The sequence below is a fragment of the Streptomyces sp. NPDC001717 genome (genome assembly GCF_042892775.1).
In the GTDB taxonomy this organism is placed as follows: domain Bacteria; phylum Actinomycetota; class Actinomycetes; order Streptomycetales; family Streptomycetaceae; genus Streptomyces.
On record NZ_JBIAUK010000020.1, the window covers coordinates 82,979 to 103,101 of the forward strand.

At 72.1% G+C, this 20,123-nt stretch carries 13 protein-coding genes; 4 read left to right on the plus strand and 9 right to left on the minus strand.

Annotation, left to right across the window (positions count from 1 at the left end; all coding sequences use genetic code 11):
- Nucleotides 1-267: 267 nt before the first annotated feature.
- Complete coding sequence (locus ACFYZL_RS27180; protein ID WP_388682546.1) at nucleotides 268-2,709, minus strand: SpoIIE family protein phosphatase; 2,442 nt, start codon at nucleotides 2,707-2,709, stop codon at nucleotides 268-270.
- 211 nt (nucleotides 2,710-2,920) lie between these two features.
- On the opposite strand from ACFYZL_RS27180, the gene ACFYZL_RS27185 reads away from it, so the two are divergent.
- Together ACFYZL_RS27185 and ACFYZL_RS27190 are read left to right on the plus strand one after the other, a co-directional pair.
- A complete protein-coding gene (locus tag ACFYZL_RS27185) occupies nucleotides 2,921-4,285 on the plus strand; it encodes a PP2C family protein-serine/threonine phosphatase (protein ID WP_388682548.1) in 1,365 nt (454 codons plus the stop codon).
- Nucleotides 4,286-4,353: 68 nt separating this feature from the next.
- Nucleotides 4,354-5,361, plus strand: a complete 1,008-nt coding sequence (locus tag ACFYZL_RS27190; protein ID WP_388682550.1) for an MASE1 domain-containing protein — start codon at nucleotides 4,354-4,356, stop codon at nucleotides 5,359-5,361.
- 206 nt (nucleotides 5,362-5,567) lie between these two features.
- On the opposite strand, the gene ACFYZL_RS27195 is transcribed toward ACFYZL_RS27190, so the two are convergent.
- The 7 genes from ACFYZL_RS27195 to ACFYZL_RS27225 form a co-directional block, all read right to left on the minus strand.
- On the minus strand, nucleotides 5,568-6,380 hold the full coding sequence (locus ACFYZL_RS27195) for an alpha/beta fold hydrolase (protein WP_388682552.1): 813 nt from the start codon (nucleotides 6,378-6,380) through the stop codon (nucleotides 5,568-5,570).
- 99 nt (nucleotides 6,381-6,479) lie between these two features.
- Entirely contained in the window at nucleotides 6,480-7,289 is an 810-nt protein-coding gene (gene dpgD / locus ACFYZL_RS27200; RefSeq protein WP_388682556.1) for an enoyl-CoA-hydratase DpgD, read from the minus strand.
- Entirely contained in the window at nucleotides 7,286-8,599 is a 1,314-nt protein-coding gene (dpgC, locus tag ACFYZL_RS27205; protein WP_384750942.1) for a (3,5-dihydroxyphenyl)acetyl-CoA 1,2-dioxygenase DpgC, read from the minus strand. The genes dpgD and dpgC overlap by 4 nt, the downstream gene beginning before the upstream one ends.
- Nucleotides 8,596-9,261, minus strand: a complete 666-nt coding sequence (gene dpgB / locus ACFYZL_RS27210; protein WP_384750945.1) for an enoyl-CoA-hydratase DpgB — start codon at nucleotides 9,259-9,261, stop codon at nucleotides 8,596-8,598. Before dpgB ends, dpgC begins: the two co-directional genes overlap by 4 nt.
- 11 nt (nucleotides 9,262-9,272) lie before the next feature.
- On the minus strand, nucleotides 9,273-10,391 hold the full coding sequence (gene dpgA, locus ACFYZL_RS27215) for a 3,5-dihydroxyphenylacetyl-CoA synthase DpgA (protein WP_388682560.1): 1,119 nt from the start codon (nucleotides 10,389-10,391) through the stop codon (nucleotides 9,273-9,275).
- Between the two features lie 170 nt (nucleotides 10,392-10,561).
- On the minus strand, nucleotides 10,562-12,790 hold the full coding sequence (locus ACFYZL_RS27220) for an aminotransferase class I/II-fold pyridoxal phosphate-dependent enzyme (RefSeq protein WP_388682563.1): 2,229 nt from the start codon (nucleotides 12,788-12,790) through the stop codon (nucleotides 10,562-10,564).
- A gap of 128 nt (nucleotides 12,791-12,918) precedes the next feature.
- The gene (locus ACFYZL_RS27225) at nucleotides 12,919-15,792 is read right to left on the minus strand and encodes a helix-turn-helix transcriptional regulator (protein ID WP_388682565.1); all 2,874 of its coding nucleotides are present in this window, start codon (nucleotides 15,790-15,792) and stop codon (nucleotides 12,919-12,921) included.
- Between the two features lie 844 nt (nucleotides 15,793-16,636).
- On the opposite strand from ACFYZL_RS27225, the gene hppD reads away from it, so the two are divergent.
- Both hppD and ACFYZL_RS27235 read left to right on the plus strand, forming a co-directional pair.
- Complete coding sequence (gene hppD, locus ACFYZL_RS27230) at nucleotides 16,637-17,737, plus strand: 4-hydroxyphenylpyruvate dioxygenase (RefSeq protein WP_384750956.1); 1,101 nt, start codon at nucleotides 16,637-16,639, stop codon at nucleotides 17,735-17,737.
- A 79-nt stretch (nucleotides 17,738-17,816) separates the two neighbouring features.
- Nucleotides 17,817-18,875 carry an alpha-hydroxy acid oxidase gene (locus ACFYZL_RS27235; RefSeq protein ID WP_388682582.1) on the plus strand — a complete coding sequence of 353 codons (1,059 nt, stop codon included), beginning with the start codon at nucleotides 17,817-17,819 and terminating at the stop codon, nucleotides 18,873-18,875.
- Between the two features lie 97 nt (nucleotides 18,876-18,972).
- Here ACFYZL_RS27235 and ACFYZL_RS27240 read toward each other — a convergent pair whose 3' ends face one another.
- Nucleotides 18,973-20,055, minus strand: coding sequence for a ParB N-terminal domain-containing protein (locus ACFYZL_RS27240; protein WP_388682569.1), 1,083 nt, complete (start codon nucleotides 20,053-20,055; stop codon nucleotides 18,973-18,975).
- Nucleotides 20,056-20,123: the final 68 nt, after the last annotated feature.

Consider the following 20,123-nt stretch of genomic DNA (forward strand, 5'->3'; position numbering starts at 1 on the left):
CCCGAACTCGGGTGGAACGGTGGTGCTGACGCGCGGGCCTCTTGCCCCGAAGTGGCGGCAGGCAAGAGCACTGCAGGGGGCGTACAGAAGCCCCCGAGGGCGATTGGCGTCGCCCATGGTGCGTTGCGTGCGCGCAGGTTGCTCTCCCGCGCTCCCGGGTTGCTCGTCCCAGTGGCCGACACCGTACAGCGGGCACAACCGTGGGCTCAAATCCGCATGTCAGCAGGGTAGTTGCGGCGCATTGTCCCCTGACCGACAGCCTCGCGGCTACGACTCGTCCGCGGTGAGGGGGAACTCCGTCCAGACGGTCTTGCCGTCCCGGGTGTAGCGGGTGCCCCAGCGTTCGGTGAGCTGGGCCACCAGGAAGAGGCCGCGGCCGCCCTCGTCGGTGGTGCGTGCCCGTCGTAGGTGGGGAGCCGTGCTGCTGCCGTCGGAGACCTCGCAGATCAGGCTGCGGTCGCGGATGAGCCGCAGGGTCACGGGCCCGCCGCCGCCGTAGCGGTAGGCGTTGGTGACCAGTTCGCTGACGACCAGTTCGGCGGTGAAGGCCAGCTCCTCCAGGCCCCACCCCGTCAGTGTGGCCTCCGCCAGGTGACGTGCCCGGGCTGCGGCGGCCGGCTCCGCCGGCAGTTCCCAGGACGCGATCCGCTCCGGTGCCAACACGCGGGTGCGGGCGAGGAGCAGCGCGACGTCGTCCGGTGGGTGCTCCGGCAGCAGCGCGGCCTGGACGTCCGTGCAGGTCTCCTCCAGCGTGCGGCCGGGCCGGGACAGGACTTCTCGCAGCCGGTCGAGTCCCTCGTCGAGTTCGAGGCCGCGCGCCTCGACCAGACCGTTCGTGTACAGCGCCAGCAGACTTCCCTCGGCGAGTTCCAGTTCTGCGGACTCGAACGGAAGTCCGCCGAGCCCGAGCGGCGGCCCCTCGGGGAGGTCGGGCAGGCTCACCGCTCCGTCGGCGGTCACGACGGCGGGGGACGAGTGGCCGGCCCGGGCCAGGGTGCAGCGCCGGGAGGTGGGATCGTAGACCGCGTAGAGGCAGGTCGCGCCGACGATCTGCCGGCCCCGCGAACCTCCGTCGGCAGGCTCCTGCTCGGCTGCCAGGCGCATGACCAGGTCGTCCAGGTGGGAGAGGACCTCGTCCGGGGCGAAGTCGAGTCCGGCCAGGGTGTGCACGGCGGTGCGCAGGCGGCCCATGGTGGCCGCGGCGTGCAGACCGTGGCCGACGACGTCGCCGACGACCAGGGCGACGCGTGCCCCGGAGAGCGGGATGACGTCGAACCAGTCGCCGCCGACACCGGTGGCCGGATCGGCCGGCAGGTAGAGGTGCGCGACCTCGACCGCGCTGTACTCGGGCAACGCCTGCGGCAGCAGACTGCGCTGCAGCGTCAACGCGGCCTGGTGCTGCTGGGTGTAGCGGCGTGCGTTGTCGATGCACAGCGCGGCCCGCGCGGCGAATTCCTCCGCGAGCGTGAGGTCGTCCTCCTCGAACGGCTCGGGCCGCTCGGCCCGCCACAGGCTCAGCAGGCCGAGGAGCAGACCGCGGGCCGTCAGTGGTACGACGATCAGCGAGTGGGCGTTCAGTCCGAGGGCGCGCCGTGTGCGCTCCGGATCCCGGAAGTACCAGCCGGGGCTGCTCAGGAGCACCGGTTCGAGGATGGGCTGCTGCTCGGCGAGGCACCTGGCCTGCGGGGTCCGGGGGTCGAAGTGGAAGACCTCTCCGACGGAGTACATCACCCCCAGCGCCTCTTCCATGACCGAGTGGGCGGCCATTCTGCGGACGGCTCCGCTCTCCTCCTCGGCGGTCTCGTCGCCCCGGGCGACCGACTCCAGCAGATCCACCGAGACCGCGTCCGCGAGGTCGGGGACGGCGACGTCGGCCAGCTCCCGGGTGGTCCGGTCGAGATCCAGCGTGGTCCCGATGAGGGCGCTCGCCCGGTTGAGCAGGGCGAGCCGCCGTCGCGCCCGGTGGCGGTCGGTGACGTCCTCGACCAGTTGGGTGACCCCGAGGATCTCGCCGCCGGGGTCCTCCATCCGGAACGCCGACACCGAGACCACCCGCTCCCGGCCGGGGTCGCTCCTGAGGCGACAGGGCTGCTCGGTGAAGATCAGGGGGGTGCCCGTCTCCAGTACCCGTCGCAGACGCCTTTCGATGGTCTGCAGGTCAGGACCGATGAGGAAGTCGCCGATGCGTCGGCTGCGGATCTCCACCGGGGAGAGTTGGGTGAACTTGGCCAGGGCCCGATTGATCCGCAGGATGCTCAGGTCGGGGGCGTGCACGGACAGACCGATCGGGGAGCGCCGGAACAGACCGTCCAGGACCGATCGATCGGTTTCCCACCGGCGCACCTCCTCCGCCGGGGCGAAGACGAGGAACCACTCGCGGGTCGAGCCGGCGCGGATGACGGGGCGGGCCCGGAAGCCCAGCTCCACCGGCCGCCCACTGCGGTGCCGGACGTGCAGGACGCCGGACCGGCCCCGGTCGCGCCCGCACGCGGCCGCCGCGTCCCGGGCCGCCTCCCGGTCACGAGGATCGGACAGGAAGTCCAGGGCCGTGCGGCCCAGCACCTCGTCGGGCAGGTAGCCGAGGTGCTCCTGTGCGCGGTCGCTCCAGCCGACGACCCTGCCGCGGTCGTCCAGTACCGCCGAGGCGGAATTGTGCAGCGCGAACGGGTCCTCGGGCATCTCACCCGGTCCCGGCGCCGGTGCGTCCATCACTGCCACCCTTCGACCTGCCTCGGCAGTCGGCTTACCTTCAGTATCGCCGCGGCGCCGTACGTCGGCAGGGGGTCGCCCCCGCAGTGGCATGCCGCATTCGGAGTAATGACCGTTTTGCCTGTTCGGCCGTGCCACGCTGTGGTCCCGATTGATCAGGGTCGTGTCAGGAGTCCGGAATGCACCGCTCGGATGCCGCCGGGCGCTCGTGATGGCGGGAAACGAGGAAGCGAACCACCCGGGGCAGCCGTACCTTCCCGACCTGCACGTGCGCCTGCGCGTCGAGTTGGCCAGGATCGACGAGCAACTCCGTTCCCTGCTGGCCGCCATGGACCGTCTGCAGGGTCTGCTGGACGCGGTGGTGTCCATCAGTCAGGAGGTGGAGCTGCCCGACGTCCTGCACCGCATCGTGACCACCGCCATGGACTTGGTCGGCGCCCGCTACGGGGCACTGGGCGTACTCGGCGGATCCGGCGAGCACTTGGAGCAGTTCATCACCGCCGGCCTGTCCGAGCGGGAACGCGCCGATCTGGCCGGGACGGGCCTGCCCCGCGGTCGGGGCGTCCTCGGGCACCTGATCCACCACCCCGAACCGCTGCGGGTCGACAGCATCTCGGAGCATCCGTCATCGGCCGGGTTCCCGTCCGGCCACCCGCACCTGCACACTCTGCTCGGCGTCGCCATCAGCGTCCGCGGCGAGATCTACGGTGACCTCTACCTCTCCGAGCGGCGCGACGGACGTCCCTTCGACGTCCACGACGAGAACGTCGTCGTCGCGCTGGCCAGTGCCGCCGGCATCGCGATCGAGAAGGTCCGTCTGTTCGAACGGGTGCGCCTGGGAGCCGAGCAGTTCCAGCGGCTGCTGCTGCCCACCCTGCCGGACCTGCGGCCCTTCACCGCCGCCGCCATCTACCGTCCCGCCGACCAGCCCAGCCAACTCGGCGGGGACTGGTACGACGCGATCCCGCTGGGCGACGACACCGTGGCGGTCGTCATCGGCGACGTGGTCGGTCACGACCTGAAGGCCGCCGCCTCCATGGCCTCCACCCGCAACATGCTGCGGGCCCTGCTGTTCGACCAGAGCCGTCCGCCCAGCACCGTCCTCGCCCAGCTCGACCGCACCCTGCACGCCATCACGAGCAACCCCGTCACCACCACGACCCTGGCACGCATCGAACCCGAGGAACCGGGCTGGCGGCTCCACTGGAGCACCGCGGGTCACGTCCCACCCCTGCTGATCACGCCCGGGCGCCCGGTGGAGTACCTCTTCGCCGAGCCCGGGGTACCGCTCGGGGTGGACCCCTCGCAGCCCCGCCCCGACCATTCCCGCTTCCTGCCCCCGGAGTCCACCGTGGTGTTCTTCACGGACGGGCTGGTCGAACATCCCGAGTACCCCATCGACGAGAGTCTCGACCGGCTGGCCGATCTCGCCGCCGTCCACGCCGACCTGCCGCTGCAGGAGTTCGTCCAGGCTCTGGCCGATCACCACCCCAGCGACGGCCACGACGACCTGGCCATCCTCGCCCTGCGCACCCCGCACCCGGATCCCCGTGCGTCGCCTCCGGCTCGACGGTGACGTGGAGGACGCGGGGGATCCGAGGGATGATGGGTTCCGGGACGATATCGATGCGGAGGTATCGCCTGATGACTGGCGCGCGGCCCGAACGGGTCCGGCAGGCCGGCCCGGCCGTCCTGGAGATCTGCGCCGTCGCCGCGCTGTACTACGGCTCCGCCAAGCTGGGATTGATCCAGCAACTGGTGGGGGGCCAGGTCACCCCGCTGTGGCCGCCGACCGGGATCGCCGTGGCGAGCCTGCTCCTGCGCGGTCCGCGGGTCTGGCCCGGAATCGCGCTGGGCGCGTTCCTGGTCAACGTCCCGCTCGGCCCGTCGATCCCGGCCGTCCTCGCGATCGTGGCGGGAAACACCCTCGCGCCCGTCTGCTCGTACGCGCTGCTCCGTCGTACGGGGTTCCGCACGGAACTGGACCGTCTGCAGGATGCCCTGGGGCTGATCTTCCTCGGTGCGCTCACCGGGATGTTGATCAGCGCGACGGTGGGCAGCGGGACCCTGGCCCTCTCCGGAGCGCTGAGCGCCGAGCAATTCTGGCCGACGTGGTCGGTCTGGTGGACGGGCGACGCGATGGGCGTACTGATCGTCACGCCCGTCCTGCTCGTCCTGCGCTACGCACGGTGGCCGAGACGTGCGCGGCCGTCCCGTTGGGCGGAGGGACTGCTGCTCCTGGCGACCACGGTCTTCGTCGGGTTCCTCGAAACCGGTGACGCACCGCTCATGTTCCTCGGCTTCCCGCTGCTGATCTGGGCGGCCTTCCGCTTCCGGCCGGCCGGGGCGGCGCTGTGCGCCCTGTCGGTGTCGACCTTCGCCATCGCCGCCGCGGCCCGCGGCTCAGGCCCCTTCGCCGGTCATGACCTGCTCACCAACATGATCACCCTCCAGGCGTTCAACGGTTCTTCCGCGCTGACCGCGCTGCTGGTCGCGGCTGCGGTCACCCAGCGCGACCAGACCCAGAGGGAGATCTCGCGAGCCTGCACGCTGCTGGCCGAGATGGTGGCCAAGGCCACCGCCGGCGATCACCGTCCCCGGCTCCCCGGCCGTGTGGGCGAGCCGGAGGAGGAGGGCGGACGAACCGAGTAGCCGAGGTGCGGGCCGTCCCGCGGGGCGGGCGTCCGGACCGGTCGGGCCGCCTTGCGACGGCCCGGCCGGTCCTTCGCCCGCGGGCCGCGGGAGGAGACGTGGCTCCCGCGGCCCGCCCGACCTGTCCGGCGGGGGTTTGACGGACGGGTTGCCCCACCAGGTTTACGAGGACATCGGTTTCGGCAGGGTTTCGGCACGGGAAAAGGTCACGTTTTCGGGCCCGCGGCGAAGAAGTCGACGATCGCGGAATTCACCGCGTCGGGCTTCTCCAGATATCCGTAGTGGCCGCATCCGGGTATCTCGGTGTACGTGGCGGTGGGAATGGCCGCGGCCACCTCGCGCGCCAGTGCGGGGCGGACGACGAGGTCGTCTCCGAATCCGATGACCAGGCAGGGAACGCGGATGTTCCGGTATTCCCGGAGGCGGTCCGGAATCATCTCCAGGCCCAGCTGTCCGCGCACCGCGGAGGTGTCCACTCCCGACAGCTCGAACACACCGAGCCAGTCCTGGAGCCGTTCTTCGTCGCCGAGCGTCTCGGGCGAGAGGTTCTGCATCGCCTGCACGTAGGCGGCGTAGCGGGGCGGGAGCCGTATTCCGCTGTCGGCGAGTTCGATGTCGGCGGCCGACATGGCTCTGAGCAGGGTGTCGGCGCGGCCGGTGGTGGCCATGAGGACGGCCTGGCGGACCAGTTCGGGCCGGGCCACCAGCAGTTCCTGGACGACGATCGCACCGAGGGAGAAGCCGACGACGCGGCAGGGTGTCGTGCCGAGGTGCTCGATGAGTCCGATGACGTCGGCCACCATGTCGGCGAGGGAGAAACCGTCCGGACAGGGATCGGAAGGCGCGATCCCCCGGTTGTCCACGGTGATCGCGCGGTAGCCGGCGCGTTTCAGGGCGGGGACCTGGTGGGAACGCCAGACCCGGCCGGGGGCGCCGGTCCCGGTGACCATGACGACCGGTTCGCCGGATCCGTGTTCGTCGTAACTGAGGTTGATCCCGTCGATCCGGGTGACCGGCATCGGTCCGCCCCTCCTCGCATGTGGTCCGTCGGTGGGAAAGAGCCCGGGTCCGCCGGTGAGCCGGGGGGGATGCTTGCCGGCGGACCCGGAGTGGGTGGTTCAGCGGCCCGTCCAGACGGGATCGCGCTTCTCGGCGAACGCCCGCGGGCCCTCGACCGCGTCACCGCTGTGCCTGCGGCGTTCCTCCCAGAAGTACCGGGCGGTGAACGCCTCCTCCAGCGGCATGTCGAAGGACTTCAGCGCCGCCTCGCGGATGGCGCGGACCGACAGCGGGGCGGCACGGACGAGGTCCCCGGTCCATTGCGCGACACAGTCGTCGAGCCGGCCGGCCGGGACGACCTCGTTGACCAGTCCGTACCGCAGGGCGGTCGCGGCATCGAGTCGGCGGCCGGTGAGCAGATGGCCCATGGCGACCTTCTGGGGCAGCTGCCGGAACAGCCGGAACACTCCGCCGGCTCCGGGGACCAGCCCGAGCCGTACCTCGGGGAGCGCGAACACCGCGTCCTCGGAGGCGACGACGATGTCGCAGGCCAGGGCCAGTTCGAAGCCGCCGCCGAGGGCGAAGCCGTTGACCCGGGCCACCACCGGCTTCGAGAGGGTGAAGCGGTCGGTGAGCCGGGGCCAGCCGGCCTGGCCGCGGCTGCCGAAGCTCGTCCGCGCGGTGCCCTCCGTGTCGAGCCGGGCTCGTTCCTTCAGGTCCTGCCCGACGGTGAAGGCACGCTCCCCGGCGCCGGTGAGCACCGCGGCCCGCACCTCGTCGTCCGCCTCGACGTCGTCCCAGACGTCCGCGAGTTCCGCGTGCATCCGGGTGTCCATGGCGTTGAGGACGTGGGGGCGGTCGAGGGTGACGTACGCGACGTGGTCCTTCTTCTCGTACCGCACCCGGGGGCTCGTGGCGTCGTCCGTCATGGGCGGCCACCGCCGAACCGGCCGGCCTTGTCGATGACGTCCTCGCCGTACAGGCGCAGGGCCTGCTGCAGGGCGAACTCCGCCATGTAGCGCCGGAACTCGTCGGGCGGTTCCTCGGCGAGGTTGAGCATGCGCCGGTTGGCGTTGACCGCCGGGGCCCGCAGCCGCTCCACCGCCCGTTCCACGGCCGCGTCGACGCCTTCCGGTTCGGTGACCTCGTCGATCAGGGTCCGGGCGTCCGGCTCGCTCGCCATGAGCCGGCGGCCGTGCAGCACGACCTGGCGGGAGACGCGCGGGCCGCTGTGCCGGCCGAGCCGGAAGTTGGCGGCTCCGGGCACGATGCCCTCCTTGGCGGCCGGCAGGCTGAGGAAGGCGTCGGACGCGGCGATCACGTGGTCGAACACCATCAGGAGCTGTGCGCCGCCGCCGATGGCGAACGAGTCCACCGCCGCGATCCAGGGCTTCTCGACGGTGGGCGTGTGCCAGGACCCGTCGTGCTCGGTGAGGACTCCGCGGACGAGCTTGTGGATGTAGCCGATCTCGCGGCGGAGCAGGAAGTCGACGAGCGAGATGTCGCCGGCGTGCAGGGCCTTGAGGTTGATGCCCGCGCTGAACACGCGCCGGCCCCGGTAGCGGGGGTGCGTCATCTCGCCGCCGCGCAGCACGCCCACGCGGACCTCCGGGTCGAGCAGGGCCAGGTCGACGACGGTCTCCATGTCGTCGACCTGCCGATCGTCCTCGGCGTTCAGACAGTCGTCCCGACACATCGTCAGATGGGCCGCGCCGTCGCGGCGTTCGAGCCGTACGGAGTCGGTGGCGACCAGGCCGGTGCGGCGGAACTCCGGCAGCAGGCGGAGGGCACGGGGAGTCGGCCGGAGCATCGCGTCCAGCAGGTGCGGGCCGGCCGACGGGGAGCGCAGGACGGCGCGGACGAGGATGCCCTGGTCGATCTCGTGGCCCTCCTTGTCGGCCTGGGGCCGACTCCGCTCCGACGCGAGCTGTTCGGCGGAGGGAACGAGGCCCGGGAAGGCCGCCGCGGCGGCCGCGACGAGTTCGGGGAGGCGCAGGGGCGTGGTGCGCCCGTCGGTGAGCCGGTCGTACACGGCGTCGGCGTGGGCGTCGAGGAACCGTGCGCGCAGGGCGCGGGCCGCGTTCTTCGCGGCGTCGGCCTCGGCCCGCTGCCGTGGTGAGCGCGCGCCGGGGAGCGGCAGCGACGCCGTGACCTTCTCGGCGTGTTCGGCGGCTTCGGTCAGGGCCGGCCAGAGGGCGCCGGATCCGGCGCCCTCCCCGGCCGGCAGGCCGGTCGTCACGCGGCGGCCTCCTGGCGGCCCTGGCGCAGTGCGCGGTCGCAAGCCGCCAGCCGGGGCCCGAGGGCGTCCTCGAAGCTGGTCGACGTCGCGTCGAACAGGAGCTGGCGCCGGATGGCGAGCTCCTTGCCGGACAGCCCGGCGAGCTGCTTGGCGGTGGTCTCGACCGCGTCCGACGGGTCCTCGGCCAGGTCGTCGACGAGTCCGAGGGCCAGGGCGTCGGACGCCTCGATCGGCAGTCCGAGGAGGACGGCGCGGCGGACCCTGGCGGCGCCGGCCTGCTGGACGAGCCGGTAGGCGGTCATCCCGGGCCAGGCCGCGTCCGCGTGCAGCGGGACCCGGAGCCGGGTGTCCGGTGCGGCGAAGCGGACGTCGGCGGTCAGGAAGGCGTCGAGGGCGGTGCCGCCGCAGTCTCCGGAGGCCGCCGCGATCGTGGCCGCGGGCAGCCGCTCCAGCCGGCGCAGCACGCGCTCCCACTTGGTGACCAGTGCGGTGGTCAGGCCGTCGGCCCAGCCCTCCGCCGGTGCGCCGGTGACCCTCAGGGTCACGAGGGCGACGCCGGATTCGTCCTCGGCGCGGTCGCAGAGGGCGTCGATCTCCCTGACCGACGCGGGCGTCAGCGGCTCGGTCCCGTCGATCGTCAGCGTCAGTGTCTCGCTCAGCATCTCTCCCGCTTTCACCACTGGACCAGTGCCGTCTCAAGAGTGGAACCGGGCCCCATGGTCATGAGGACACCGAATTCGCCGGGCTTCGCGACCTGTTCGTCGAGGAGCCTTTCGTACGAGAAGAGGAACGATCCGCTCGACACGTTGCCGTAGTCGCGCAGCACCCCGACCGTGTGCCGCAGGTCGTGGCGGGTCAGTCCGAGGTTGACGATCACGGCGTCAATGACCTTCTTGCCGCCGGAGTGGACCAGCCAGTGGTCGATGTCGCTCCTGCGCAGCCTGGTGCCTTCGAGCAGCCGGTCGACGACGATCTCGGCGTGTGCGCCGACGACGTAGGGGATCTGGGGGTCGAGGAAGAAGCTGAACCGGTCCTGTTCCCGGTCCCAGTCGTAGCGCATGGCATCGATCGCCTCGGGGATGATGCAGCTGGCGAACTTGAGCACGGTGGGGCCCTGCGGCGCCGGCGCCGTCTCGTCCGGACGGCCGCCCGCGACGAGCGCGACGGCCCCGGCGCCGTCGCCGAACAGGCTGTTCACGACGGCGGTGCGCATCGTGTCGTCCATGACGTAGGCGGCGGAACAGGCTTCCGTGCAGACGACCGCGGCGAGTTCGCCGGGATGCGCGGTGGCCCAGCCGGACACGACGCCCAGGGCGTTGAGGCCCGCGTTGCAGCCCATGCCGACGATGTCGCTGCGGCTGCAGTGGCGGTCGATGCCCAGTTCGCGGATGAGGTGCGCGCTGAGGCCGGGGGCGAGGAAGCCCGTGGTCGTCACCACGCACAGGTGGCGCAGGTCGGACAGTTCGGCGCCGGCCCGCTTGAGGCAGGCGCGCAGCGCGTCGGCGGCCATCTCGACGGCGACCGCCTTGTGCTTGTCGAGGAGGTCGCCCTGCGCCTCCGGGGCGCGGACCCCTTCCTCGTTCGGCTCCGGCAGGGTGAGGTGGCGGGTGTCGATCGCGCTGTTGGCGAAGACGGAAGTGACCTTGGGATCGGTGATCCCGAAGGCGTCGAGGACTTCCTGCTGGGTGTAGGTCGTACCCGATGCGGCCGTGCCCACGCCGATGATCCGGGGCTGTAACGGAGTCCGCGGGTCCAGGCCCAGGCCCACGGGGCGTTCGATGCTGATGGTCACCGGAAGGTCCACCCCCACATGCGCGGCTTGCTGCGCGGTTTCTGGTCGGTCGTACTGCTGGTCACGTGCTTCGCCCTTCTGTGTGCTCGGGACTGACAGCCGGGCCGGTGCCGGGCTGGTGCGGGACTCGTGCCGGAGGCGGCGCCGCGGGCGCCGGGCCGGTACGGAGCTCAGGACCGCGCGCTCTGCTCCGTGATGAAGCGGGCGAGCCGTGCGGTTCCCTCTTCGATCTCCGCGGGCGTCAGGTAGCTGGTGGACAGCCGGATGCCGTGGTGGCCGCCGCCCTGCGGATGGAAGTACGACATCGGTGTCCAGATGACGCCGTATTCCTGCGCGGACCGGGTCAGTGCCTCGTTGTCCGCGCGGAACGGGACGTTCAGGGTGAGGAAGAAGCCGCCGGTGGGCTCGTTCCAGCGCACGCCCAGGGCTTCCCGTCGCACGGCCGGCAGGTGTGCGTCGAGGCCGGCGAGCGTGGCCCGCATCGCCTCGCCGTAGTGGGCGGCGGCCTCGGAGTTGAGCTCCGAGATCCGGCCTCCGGCGGCGAGCAGGGTGCCGGCCACGGCGGCCTGGCTCAGCGACGAGGTGTTCACCGTGACCATGCTCTTGATCTTGGCGAGTTCGTCGGCGAGCAGGCTGGTGCGGCCGGAGTCGTCCACCACGCGCTGGTCCGCGACGGCGAAGCCGACCCGGGCGCCGGGGAAGACGGTCTTGGCGAAGGATCCGAGATGGACGACGCTGCGGGAGCGGTCGAGGGATTTGAGGGTCGGCAGCGGTGTCCCGGGGCTGACCATCCGGTACGGGCTGTCCTCCAGGAGGAGGACGCCGTACCGCTCGGCGATGTCGAGCAGCTCGGTACGGGTGTCCGTGCTCATCGTGGTGCCGGACGGGTTGGAGTGGTCGGGGATCACGTAGAAGGCACGGGGGCGTCGCCCGAGGGCGCGCTCCCGAAGGATCGCCGCTTCGAGGTCGGCGCAGGAGAACCCCTCCTCCCGCTCCTCCACCGCGGTCACGGTGAGGTCCAGGAGCCGCGCCGCGCCGGTGATGCCCACGTAGCAGGGGCTGGCGACCAGGAGGACGTCGTCGGGGCCGGACAGCAGCGCACGCAGCACCAGCAGCATCGCCTCCTGTGCGCCGACGGTCACCACGATCGACGCGGCGGGCACGTCGATGTTCTCGTCGGCGCGCAGCGAGTCAGCGATGATCTCGCGGATCTGGCCCGCCGTGGGGCCGTACTGGTACATCGCCGTACGGATCTGTCGGGCCGAGCTGCCCTGCTCGGCGAGGTGGTCGAGGTACCGGCGGATGTGGGTGAAGATCTCCTCGGTGTCGAAGAACCCGTCGTAGGGGCGGCCGGGCGCGAACGAGATGGCGTCCGGGTAGCGGTGGGTGACCTCGTTGAGGAAGTTCATCGTGTCCAGGACCGGGTCGGACACGCTGGTGTGCAGGTCGGCCTTGCTCAGCTCGGCGTCACCCCGGCCGCCGCGCGCGGCGACGGCCGTGGGCAGCGGTCCGCGGGCGGTGCGCAGCAGCTCCGGGCCGGCGTCGGCGGCCGATCCGGTTCCGGTGAAGGCGAGCGCCCCCACCAGCTCCCCGGCCAGGCCTTCGAGCACCTCCGCGACGCCGTCGCGGCCGGCGACGACCAGGCCTTCCAGGACCGGCCGGTCGAGGAGCACCGCGTCGGCGCCGGTGGCGAGGGAGACCAGGATGTCGGCGCCGCGCCGGACGCCGCCGTACAGCAGGACCGGGACCCGCCCGGCGACGGCCGCCGCGATGGAGGGCAGTGCGGCCAGTTCCTCGGCCACGAGCCCGTCGGCGCCCCCTTCGAGGGCGAGCACCGCGTCCGCGGCCGTACGTACCCCCGCGACCAGCAGCGGAAGGGGGGCGACCGAGCGGAGCCACGCGAGGTCCGCCGCGCCGGCGCCGTGCCCGGGTGACGGGCCGGGACCCGGCGTGAGCACCAGGGCCTCGAAGCCGGCCGCCGCCGCGCTCCGCGCCAGCCCACCCGCGGTGTCGCGGTCCCCGGTGGTGGGGACGCGCAGCCACAGGGGGCCGTCGGTCGCCGCGGCGAGCGTCGCGAGACCTCGGCCGGTGGCCGCGCCCACCATCACGGGCAGTCCGGTGCGGCCGGCGGCCCGGACCACGTCGAGTTCGTCCTCCGGCCGGACCAGTCCGGCCAGCGGGCCGACGGCGAAGGGCCGCGGCCACGTGCGGCCGAGGATCTTCGTCTCGGTGTCGGGCGGGCCCGGCTGCCCGGACCCGCCCTGCCGCAGCCCCGTCCGCCCGAAGATCTCCCGATTGCCGGCGCTCGCGCGCTCCCGGGCCGCCAGGAATTCCGATGGTGCGGAGTCCAGCTCTTGCAGCGCCAGGCGCGCATAGTCGTCAAGACTCCGTGCGACCATGGATTCCCCCATGCGACTTCAGTCGAATACCCGGTTTGCTTTTCCTCCGTCAGGATCACATGAATGCGGCGGCTCGAACAATGTCGTCCAACCGCTCGGGCCACTCACTTGGACGGTGTCTTTTCTTTTCACCACCCTTGGGGGAAACATGGGGCGTCGGCGAATTCCATGAGTGTCACCGGAAGGTCGGAACGACCCCTGACCTTCAACTTGCGGTAGATCTTGGTCAGGTGCTGTTCGACGGTGCTGACCGTGATGAACAGCCGGCCGGCGATCTCGCGATTCGTGCAGCCCGATACCGCGAGCGCGCCCACCCGGCGTTCGGCATCGGTGAGTTCGGCGAGCTCGGGGACCGACTCGCTCCCCCCGACCGCCGTCGACTCGGTGTGCGTGGTCGGGTGGGGATCCCGGACCGGTGTCCCCGACCTTTCGAGCGCCGCCCACGCGGCCGCCAGGTCCGCTTTCGCCCGCCTCAGTTCCAGCCGGTCGCCGCACGCCTCCAGGATGCGTACCGCCTCGTGGAGCAGGGGTGGACGGTCGCGTACCGGGCCGGCGGCCGCGAGGCGGCGCAGTGCGGTCCCCCGGGCCTGGGACCGGCCGTCGCCGAGGCGGTCGAACTGCTCCTCGATCAGTGCTTTCGCCCGGCCGACGTCGCCCATCGCGAGCAGCGCCGCGGCGGCGTCGTTGCGCCAGTCCGCGAGTTCCGTGCCGTCCAGCCCCCACTTCACCATCAGGTCGCCGCACGAGCGGAAGTTCGCCAGCGCCGTGTCCGGGCGGGCCATCGCGAGGTGGTAGCGGCCGAAGGCCCTGAGGTAGGGCAACGCGAAGGGGGTGTCGAACATGACCGGCGGGACCGGCAGGTTGAGGTACGGCACGACCCCGTCGAAGTCGCCCAGTTCGGTCGCGGCCTCGACGGCCAGGGCCACGGGCAGGCCGACGACGACCCCCCAGGACGAGGGGGTCACGAGCTCCAGCGCGGTACGGGCGGACCTCCCGGCCGTCGTGGCGTCGCCCCGGCGCAGCGCCGCCACCGCGCGGATCGTCTCCAACACGGCCCGCCGTACGGGGACGTGGCGGATTCCCGGCTCTTCGAGCAGTCGCTCTGACCGGGTCAGCGCCTCGTCCGACCGGTGGGCGTGGATCAGGGACACCAGCGAGAGGAAGCGCGCGGGCAGCGGGCTGCCGACGAGGGTCCCGCGCAGCACCCGGTCGACCCCCCGGTGCTCGTCGCCGTCCTCGTCCCCGGCCAGGCTCACCGCGAGGCGCAGGAGGGCGAGCGAGGACAGCGGGCCGCCCGAGCCGATCGAGGAGGTGACCGGACGACCCTCCGGACCACCCCTCGCCCAGGCGTCCGGCGCGCCGGGCCCGGTCGCCGTCCCCCGGTCCGCGGCCCGGTCCTCGGCCACCCCTCCGGCGTGGACCGGGAAGGCGATCCGCGCCCGTCCGGGGTAGCAGAACGACAGCCACCTGCGCGCGGTTGCGGCGGCGGACGTCGCGGTTCCGGTCAGCTGGTCGGCGACGCGTCCGGAGTCGGCGGCCTCGGCGTCACCTGCCTCGGCCATCCGCAGCAGGTCGTCGGCCTCGGCGAAGTCACCGCGCCAGAGCAGCTGTTTGACCGGGATCACGGCGCTTTCCCCGGTCAACAGGCCGGCGCCGGTCAGGTGACCCAGCTGGTGGAGGTGACGGGGCGCCATGCCCGGGTCCATGAGCCACTGGGTTTCGGCCAGTGCCACGGTGACCTGTGCCTCCTGCGTCTCGTCCACGCAGATCGCGGACGCGTGGCGCAGATAGGCCACGGCCCGGCCGAGGTCGCCGCAGTGCCTGGCGTCCCGGGCCGCCTCGCGGAGGATGTCGACCCTCCAGACGGCCCGGACCGAATCGTGCGTGGCCATGAGCTGGTCGGCCACCTCCGACGCGGGGGCACCGCGCTCGTGGAGCAGTGCGGCGACGCGGCGGCGCATCGCGACGAGGTCCGGGGCCGCCACATCGGACAGCACGGCCTGCTGCGCCCGTTCGTGCCGGAACCGCATGCCCGACAGCAGGCCGGCGGCGTTCAGATCGGCGAGGCTGCGTCGCACGGATGCGGTGTCGCCGCCGAGGAACTCGCCGAGCAGCGGCAGCGAGGCCGACTCGCCGAAGACGGCGACGGCGCGCGCGGCGTCGACCATCGACGGTTCGCACCGGTGGAGGCAGCGCAGGACCGCGTTCCGGAAGGACTCGCCCGGCGCCGGATCCTCAGGGCCACCGTGCCCGCCCGAGCGCGGCGGGCCGTCCTCCATCAGGCGGTCCTCGATCAAGGCGTGCAGCAGCAAGGGGCTTCCACCGCTGACCGCCGCCCACGCCTCGACGGTCCGCCGGGGTGGGATCGGGCCGCCGAGGCGTTCGGCGAGCTGCTCGGCGACGCCGGTCGGACCGAGCGGGGCCAGTCGGATCCCGTGGCAGTAGGGGAGGTTCAACGTCTCGGCGTGCAGGGGAGCCAGTTCCGACTGGTGGCAGGAGCTCTCACTCATCACGATCATGACGGCGGACGAGTCGATCCGGCGTATCAGGTAGCGCAGGCACTGCAGCGAGTGCTCGTCGGCCAGGTGCACGTCGTCCACGCCGAGGACGAGGGGCTCCCGCTCGGCGAGCTCGCACACGGTCCGACTGATCCGTTGCAGCAGCCCGAGCGGTACGAGCGGGTTCCGCCCGTTGTCGCCCGCGGGGACCGCGGCCCCGCGCTCCTTGGCGGCGAACGGGTCGGCTACCGCGCCGCTCACCCGCATCGCGGTCGCCAACTGCTCGACGAGGCCGAACATGTGGAGCCGTTCGCTGGCCGAAGCGGTCACCGACAGGAACAGGCCTCCGCGGTCCGCCGTCCGTTGGGCGAGCCTCTGGAGCAGAGCCGTCTTCCCGCTGCCGACGGGCCCCTGCACCAGGACGAGCGCACCCTTGCCCCGCACGCAGTCCGCGTACAGCCGGTCGAGCAGATGGTGTTCTTCGTCTCTTTCATTGACCCTCACAGATCCCCCCGTAGGTACTGTGCGCGCTGGGGCGCGAAAAAGTACAACTCCGTACTTCGCAAACCGCCCAACAGGCGGGAAGAGAACCGCAGAACGCTTCCGACCTGCATGGACCGAGATACTGGGGGGGGTGGCGCCCGGTTCATGGCTTGAACGCAGGTGCTCCACCGACCAGCGTAACGAGTCAGCGGGGCAAAACGTGGGCCAATATCGGCCACCGCACCGTATTCGGAGACCCCGCGCCGAGGAGAATCGTTCATTCCCATTCAGGTACGGACCACAGGAAGCACCCGACCTCCGTCGCGCCGTCCGAAACCGGGAATATGTCGGCGAAACACCTCGCCGTGTGGCGGCCGGGGCCTGCGGGGCGGGTGGGCTCCAGGAGCACGCCCGTCTCCCGTCAGCGCGGGGGACAGTGCGCCGGAACGTTCCCGTCCGGACGGGGCGGCGGGCCGCGGCAAGAGCGGAACGGCACCGTCCACGGTCCGCGGTCGGCACCCGGCGCGCACGATCCCCGGCCGCGCCGGCGAGCCCATCGACTCCGTGCCCGGTGACGGTCATGGCACGCGTACCGGACACCCCCTGGCCGAAATCGGACCGGCCGCGAACGGAAAAGCGCCCCCAGCCTACGCAGCCGGCGACCTGTCCACCAGGAAGCCGCGGAAAAGCCGGACACGAAGAAAGCGTCGGAGATCGCCGGCTCGGCCGAATCCCCTGCTCCTCACCTTTCCCGGGATCTTTTCCGCGCACTGTCCAGCTCGATTCCACCGCCCTCGATAGCCGGATCCGCAATCGGGCTCCTATGGTTCGGGAACTCCTTTCATTTCCCGCCCGGAGGACCCTCATGACGGATTCAAGGAATACGGCGGATCCCCTCGGGGATCTCACCATCGACTACGTCGAGCTCTACGTCGGAAACCTCGACTCGGCGGCGCGCGACTGGATCGACCTGTACGCGTTCACGGTGGTCGGCACCGGCGGCTCCGAGGACCACCGCAGCCTCGCCCTGCGCCACGGCCGCACCACGCTGGTGCTCACCGAGGCGACCTCGGACCAGCATCCCGCCTCGGAATACGTCGCCGCCCACGGCGACGGCGTCGCCGACATCGCCCTGCGCACCGCCGACGTGGCGGCCGCATTCGACGCCGCGGTCGGCAACGGCGCCCGCACCAAGCGGCAGCCGGTCCGGCACGGCGGAGCCGGCCCCGAGGTCACGGCCGTCATCGAGGGCTTCGGGGACGTCGTCCACACCCTCGTGCAGCGCGCTCCGGACGAGGGGCCGGGGCTGCCCGCCGGCTTCGCCCCGACGCCGCGCCCGGTCGACGAGCGGCCGGACGGCGTGGGGCTGCTGGACATCGACCACATCGCCGTCTGCCTCGACACGGGCGACCTGGAACCCACGGTCGCGTACTACCGCGACGTCCTGGAGTTCGAGTCGATCTTCGAGGAGCACATCGTCGTCGGCAGGCAGGCGATGGAGTCGGAGGTCGTGCAGAGCCGCTCGGGCAGTGTGACCCTGACCCTCATCCAGCCCGATCCCAAGGCCGACCCGGGCCAGATCGACGAGTTCCTCAAGGGCCACCAGGGCTCCGGAGTGCAGCACCTGGCCTTCTCCTCTCGGGACGCGGTCCGCTCGGTACGCGCGCTGGGCCGCCGCGGCGTCACGTTCCTCACCACCCCGTCCGCGTATTACGACCTGCTCGGCGAGCGGATCGCGCTGGGCCGGGAGCGGCTGGAGGACCTCCGGTCGACGAACGTGCTCGCGGACGAGGACCACGGCGGGCAGCTGTTCCAGATCTTCACGGCCTCGGCCCACCCGCGGCACACGCTGTTCTTCGAGGTGATCGAGCGGCAGGGCGCCGAGACGTTCGGAAGCTCGAACATCAAGGCGCTGTACGAGGCGGTGGAGCTGGAGCGGACGGGCCAGCGTGGCTTCGGGCGCTGACCATCCGGCCCTCGGTACGGAGGCGGTCGAGTCGCAGACGACGGGTGCCGCCACCCAGGCGGCCGCCGCCGGGGCCGCGCTGCGCCTGGCCGACTTCGAGCGCGCCGCCGCCTCCGTCCTGCCGCCCTCCGTAAGGGACTTCATCGCCGGTGGCAGCGGTGACGAGACCACGCTCGACGCCAACCGCCACGCCCTGGACCGCGTGTTCCTCGTCCCCCGGGTCCTCAGGGACGTCTCGCGGGTCTCGACCGACACCACACTGCTCGGCCGCCCGGCCGCCCTCCCGGTGGCCGTGGCACCGATCGCCTACCACCGGCTGGTGCATCCGGACGGCGAACTCGCCACCGCCCGGGCGGCGAAGGCCGCCGGGGTGCCGTTCACCGCGGGCACGCTGAGCAGCGTCCCGATCGAGGAGATCACGGCGGTAGGTGGGAGCGTCTGGTTCCAGCTGTACTGGCTCCGGGACACCGCGCAGCGCCTCGATCTGGTCCGCCGGGCCGAGGAGGCGGGCTGCGAGGCGCTCGTGCTCACGGTCGACGTCCCGTGGATGGGGCGCCGGCTGCGGGACGTACGCAACCGCTTCGCGCTCCCCGCGCACGTGGGCGCGTCGAACATCACGACCGGGGGCACGGCGCACCGGTCGACGGCGGGCGCCTCGGCCGTGGCCGTCCACACCGCGCAGTCCCTCTCTCCGGCGCTGACCTGGTCGTCCGTGGCGGAGCTGCGGGAGCGGACGGAGCTCCCGCTGGTGCTGAAGGGCGTCCTGGCGCCCGAGGACGCGGCCCGTGCGGCGGACTGCGGGGTCGATGCCGTCGTGGTCTCCAACCACGGTGGCCGCCAGCTCGACGGGGCGGTGCCCAGCATCGACGCGCTCCACGAGGTGGTGCGGGCCGTCGGCGGGAACAGCGAGGTCCTGCTGGACAGCGGCGTCCGCAGCGGCACCGACGTGCTCCGGGCGCTGGCCCTCGGCGCGTCCGGCGTCATGGTCGGCCGTCCGCTGATGTGGGGTCTGGCCACCGCCGGGGAGACCGGCGCGGCACGGGTGCTCGAACTGCTGGCGGAGGAACTCCGCGACGCGCTGGGGCTTTCGGGCTGCGACGGCGTCGCCGCGGCGGCGCGGCTGCGTACCGTCCGCTGAACCGACGGCGAAGGGGGCCTCCCGCCGTGCCGGCGGGAGGCCCCCTTCGTCATGCCGTCCAACCGTTCGTTTTTCACACTCGGACGGCGTGGACGCTTCAGCCGATCTGTGCCATGTCCTCCTTCACCCGCACGGCGAACTCCGACCACAGGTCGGCGAACTGCCGGGCGAGATCGGCGACGATGTCGCCGCAGTGGGGCGGCACGTTGCTGATGATCGCGTCCCACTCCTCCCTGCGGAGGCTGTGCAGGGCCAGCAGGCGCAGCAGGTTGCGTCCGGTGTCGGTGAAGCGGAGCGCCGGATCCGCCTTCAGCCGACTGACGAGTGCGGCCCGGTCTCCTACGGACACGCCGCGGGCCCGGCCCGGCCGCTGGGCGAGGACCAGCCCGCCGAACTCCGTGCGCCCCACGACCTCGCCGTCGGCGCCCGCCGTGCCCGCCATGCCCGGCGCGCCCCCGGCGCTCTTCCTCGCGGCGGTGCCTTGCACCCCGGCGTCGACCCCGGCGCCGGGCTCCTTCCGCTTGCGTGGTTTCGGCAGCAGCTCCTCGCCGTTGCGCAGGCGATTGCGCACGTCACGCGCCGTCTCCGGCGAGATGCCCGCCGCACGTGCCACCTGGCGCAGCGACAGTTCCGGGTTCTGGACCAGGAGCTCGCCGGCCAGTACGCGGCCGACGCTGCCGTCGACGGGGCGGAGGCGGCCGTCCCTGCCGATCCGCCGGACGTCGGACTCCACTTCCCGGACGATCCGTCTGCGGATGTCGCCCACGGTCCCCGGGGAGATCCCGGTGACCGAGGCCACCTTGCGGTCGGACCACTGCGGATGCGAGGCGGTGATGCGTTCGGCGGCGCGTTTGCGGTCCGCCAGGGCCAACGGCAGACCGTGCGTCACGTTGAGCTGGACCGCGAGCACGAACGCCTCGGCCTCCTCGCCGTCGAAGAACCTGACGGCGATCTTGTCCTCACCCCGTAGCCTCGCCGCCTTGAGGCGGTGGAATCCGTCGATGACCCGCATGGTGGGCCGGTGCACGACGATGGGCGGCAGCGGATTCTGGGCCGCCGCGAGTACGTGCACGTGCTCGGGTCGCTCCCCGGAGAGCCGCGGCGAGCCGACCAGCCTGAGCGAACCGAGCTCGACCTCCACCACGGGCTGCTGATTGATCTCGTGTTCCACTGATGCCACTTCAGCCCCTCACCAACTCGCAGATAACGCGTCGGAATCAGTGGCCACCGCGACAAACCAGTTCGTTA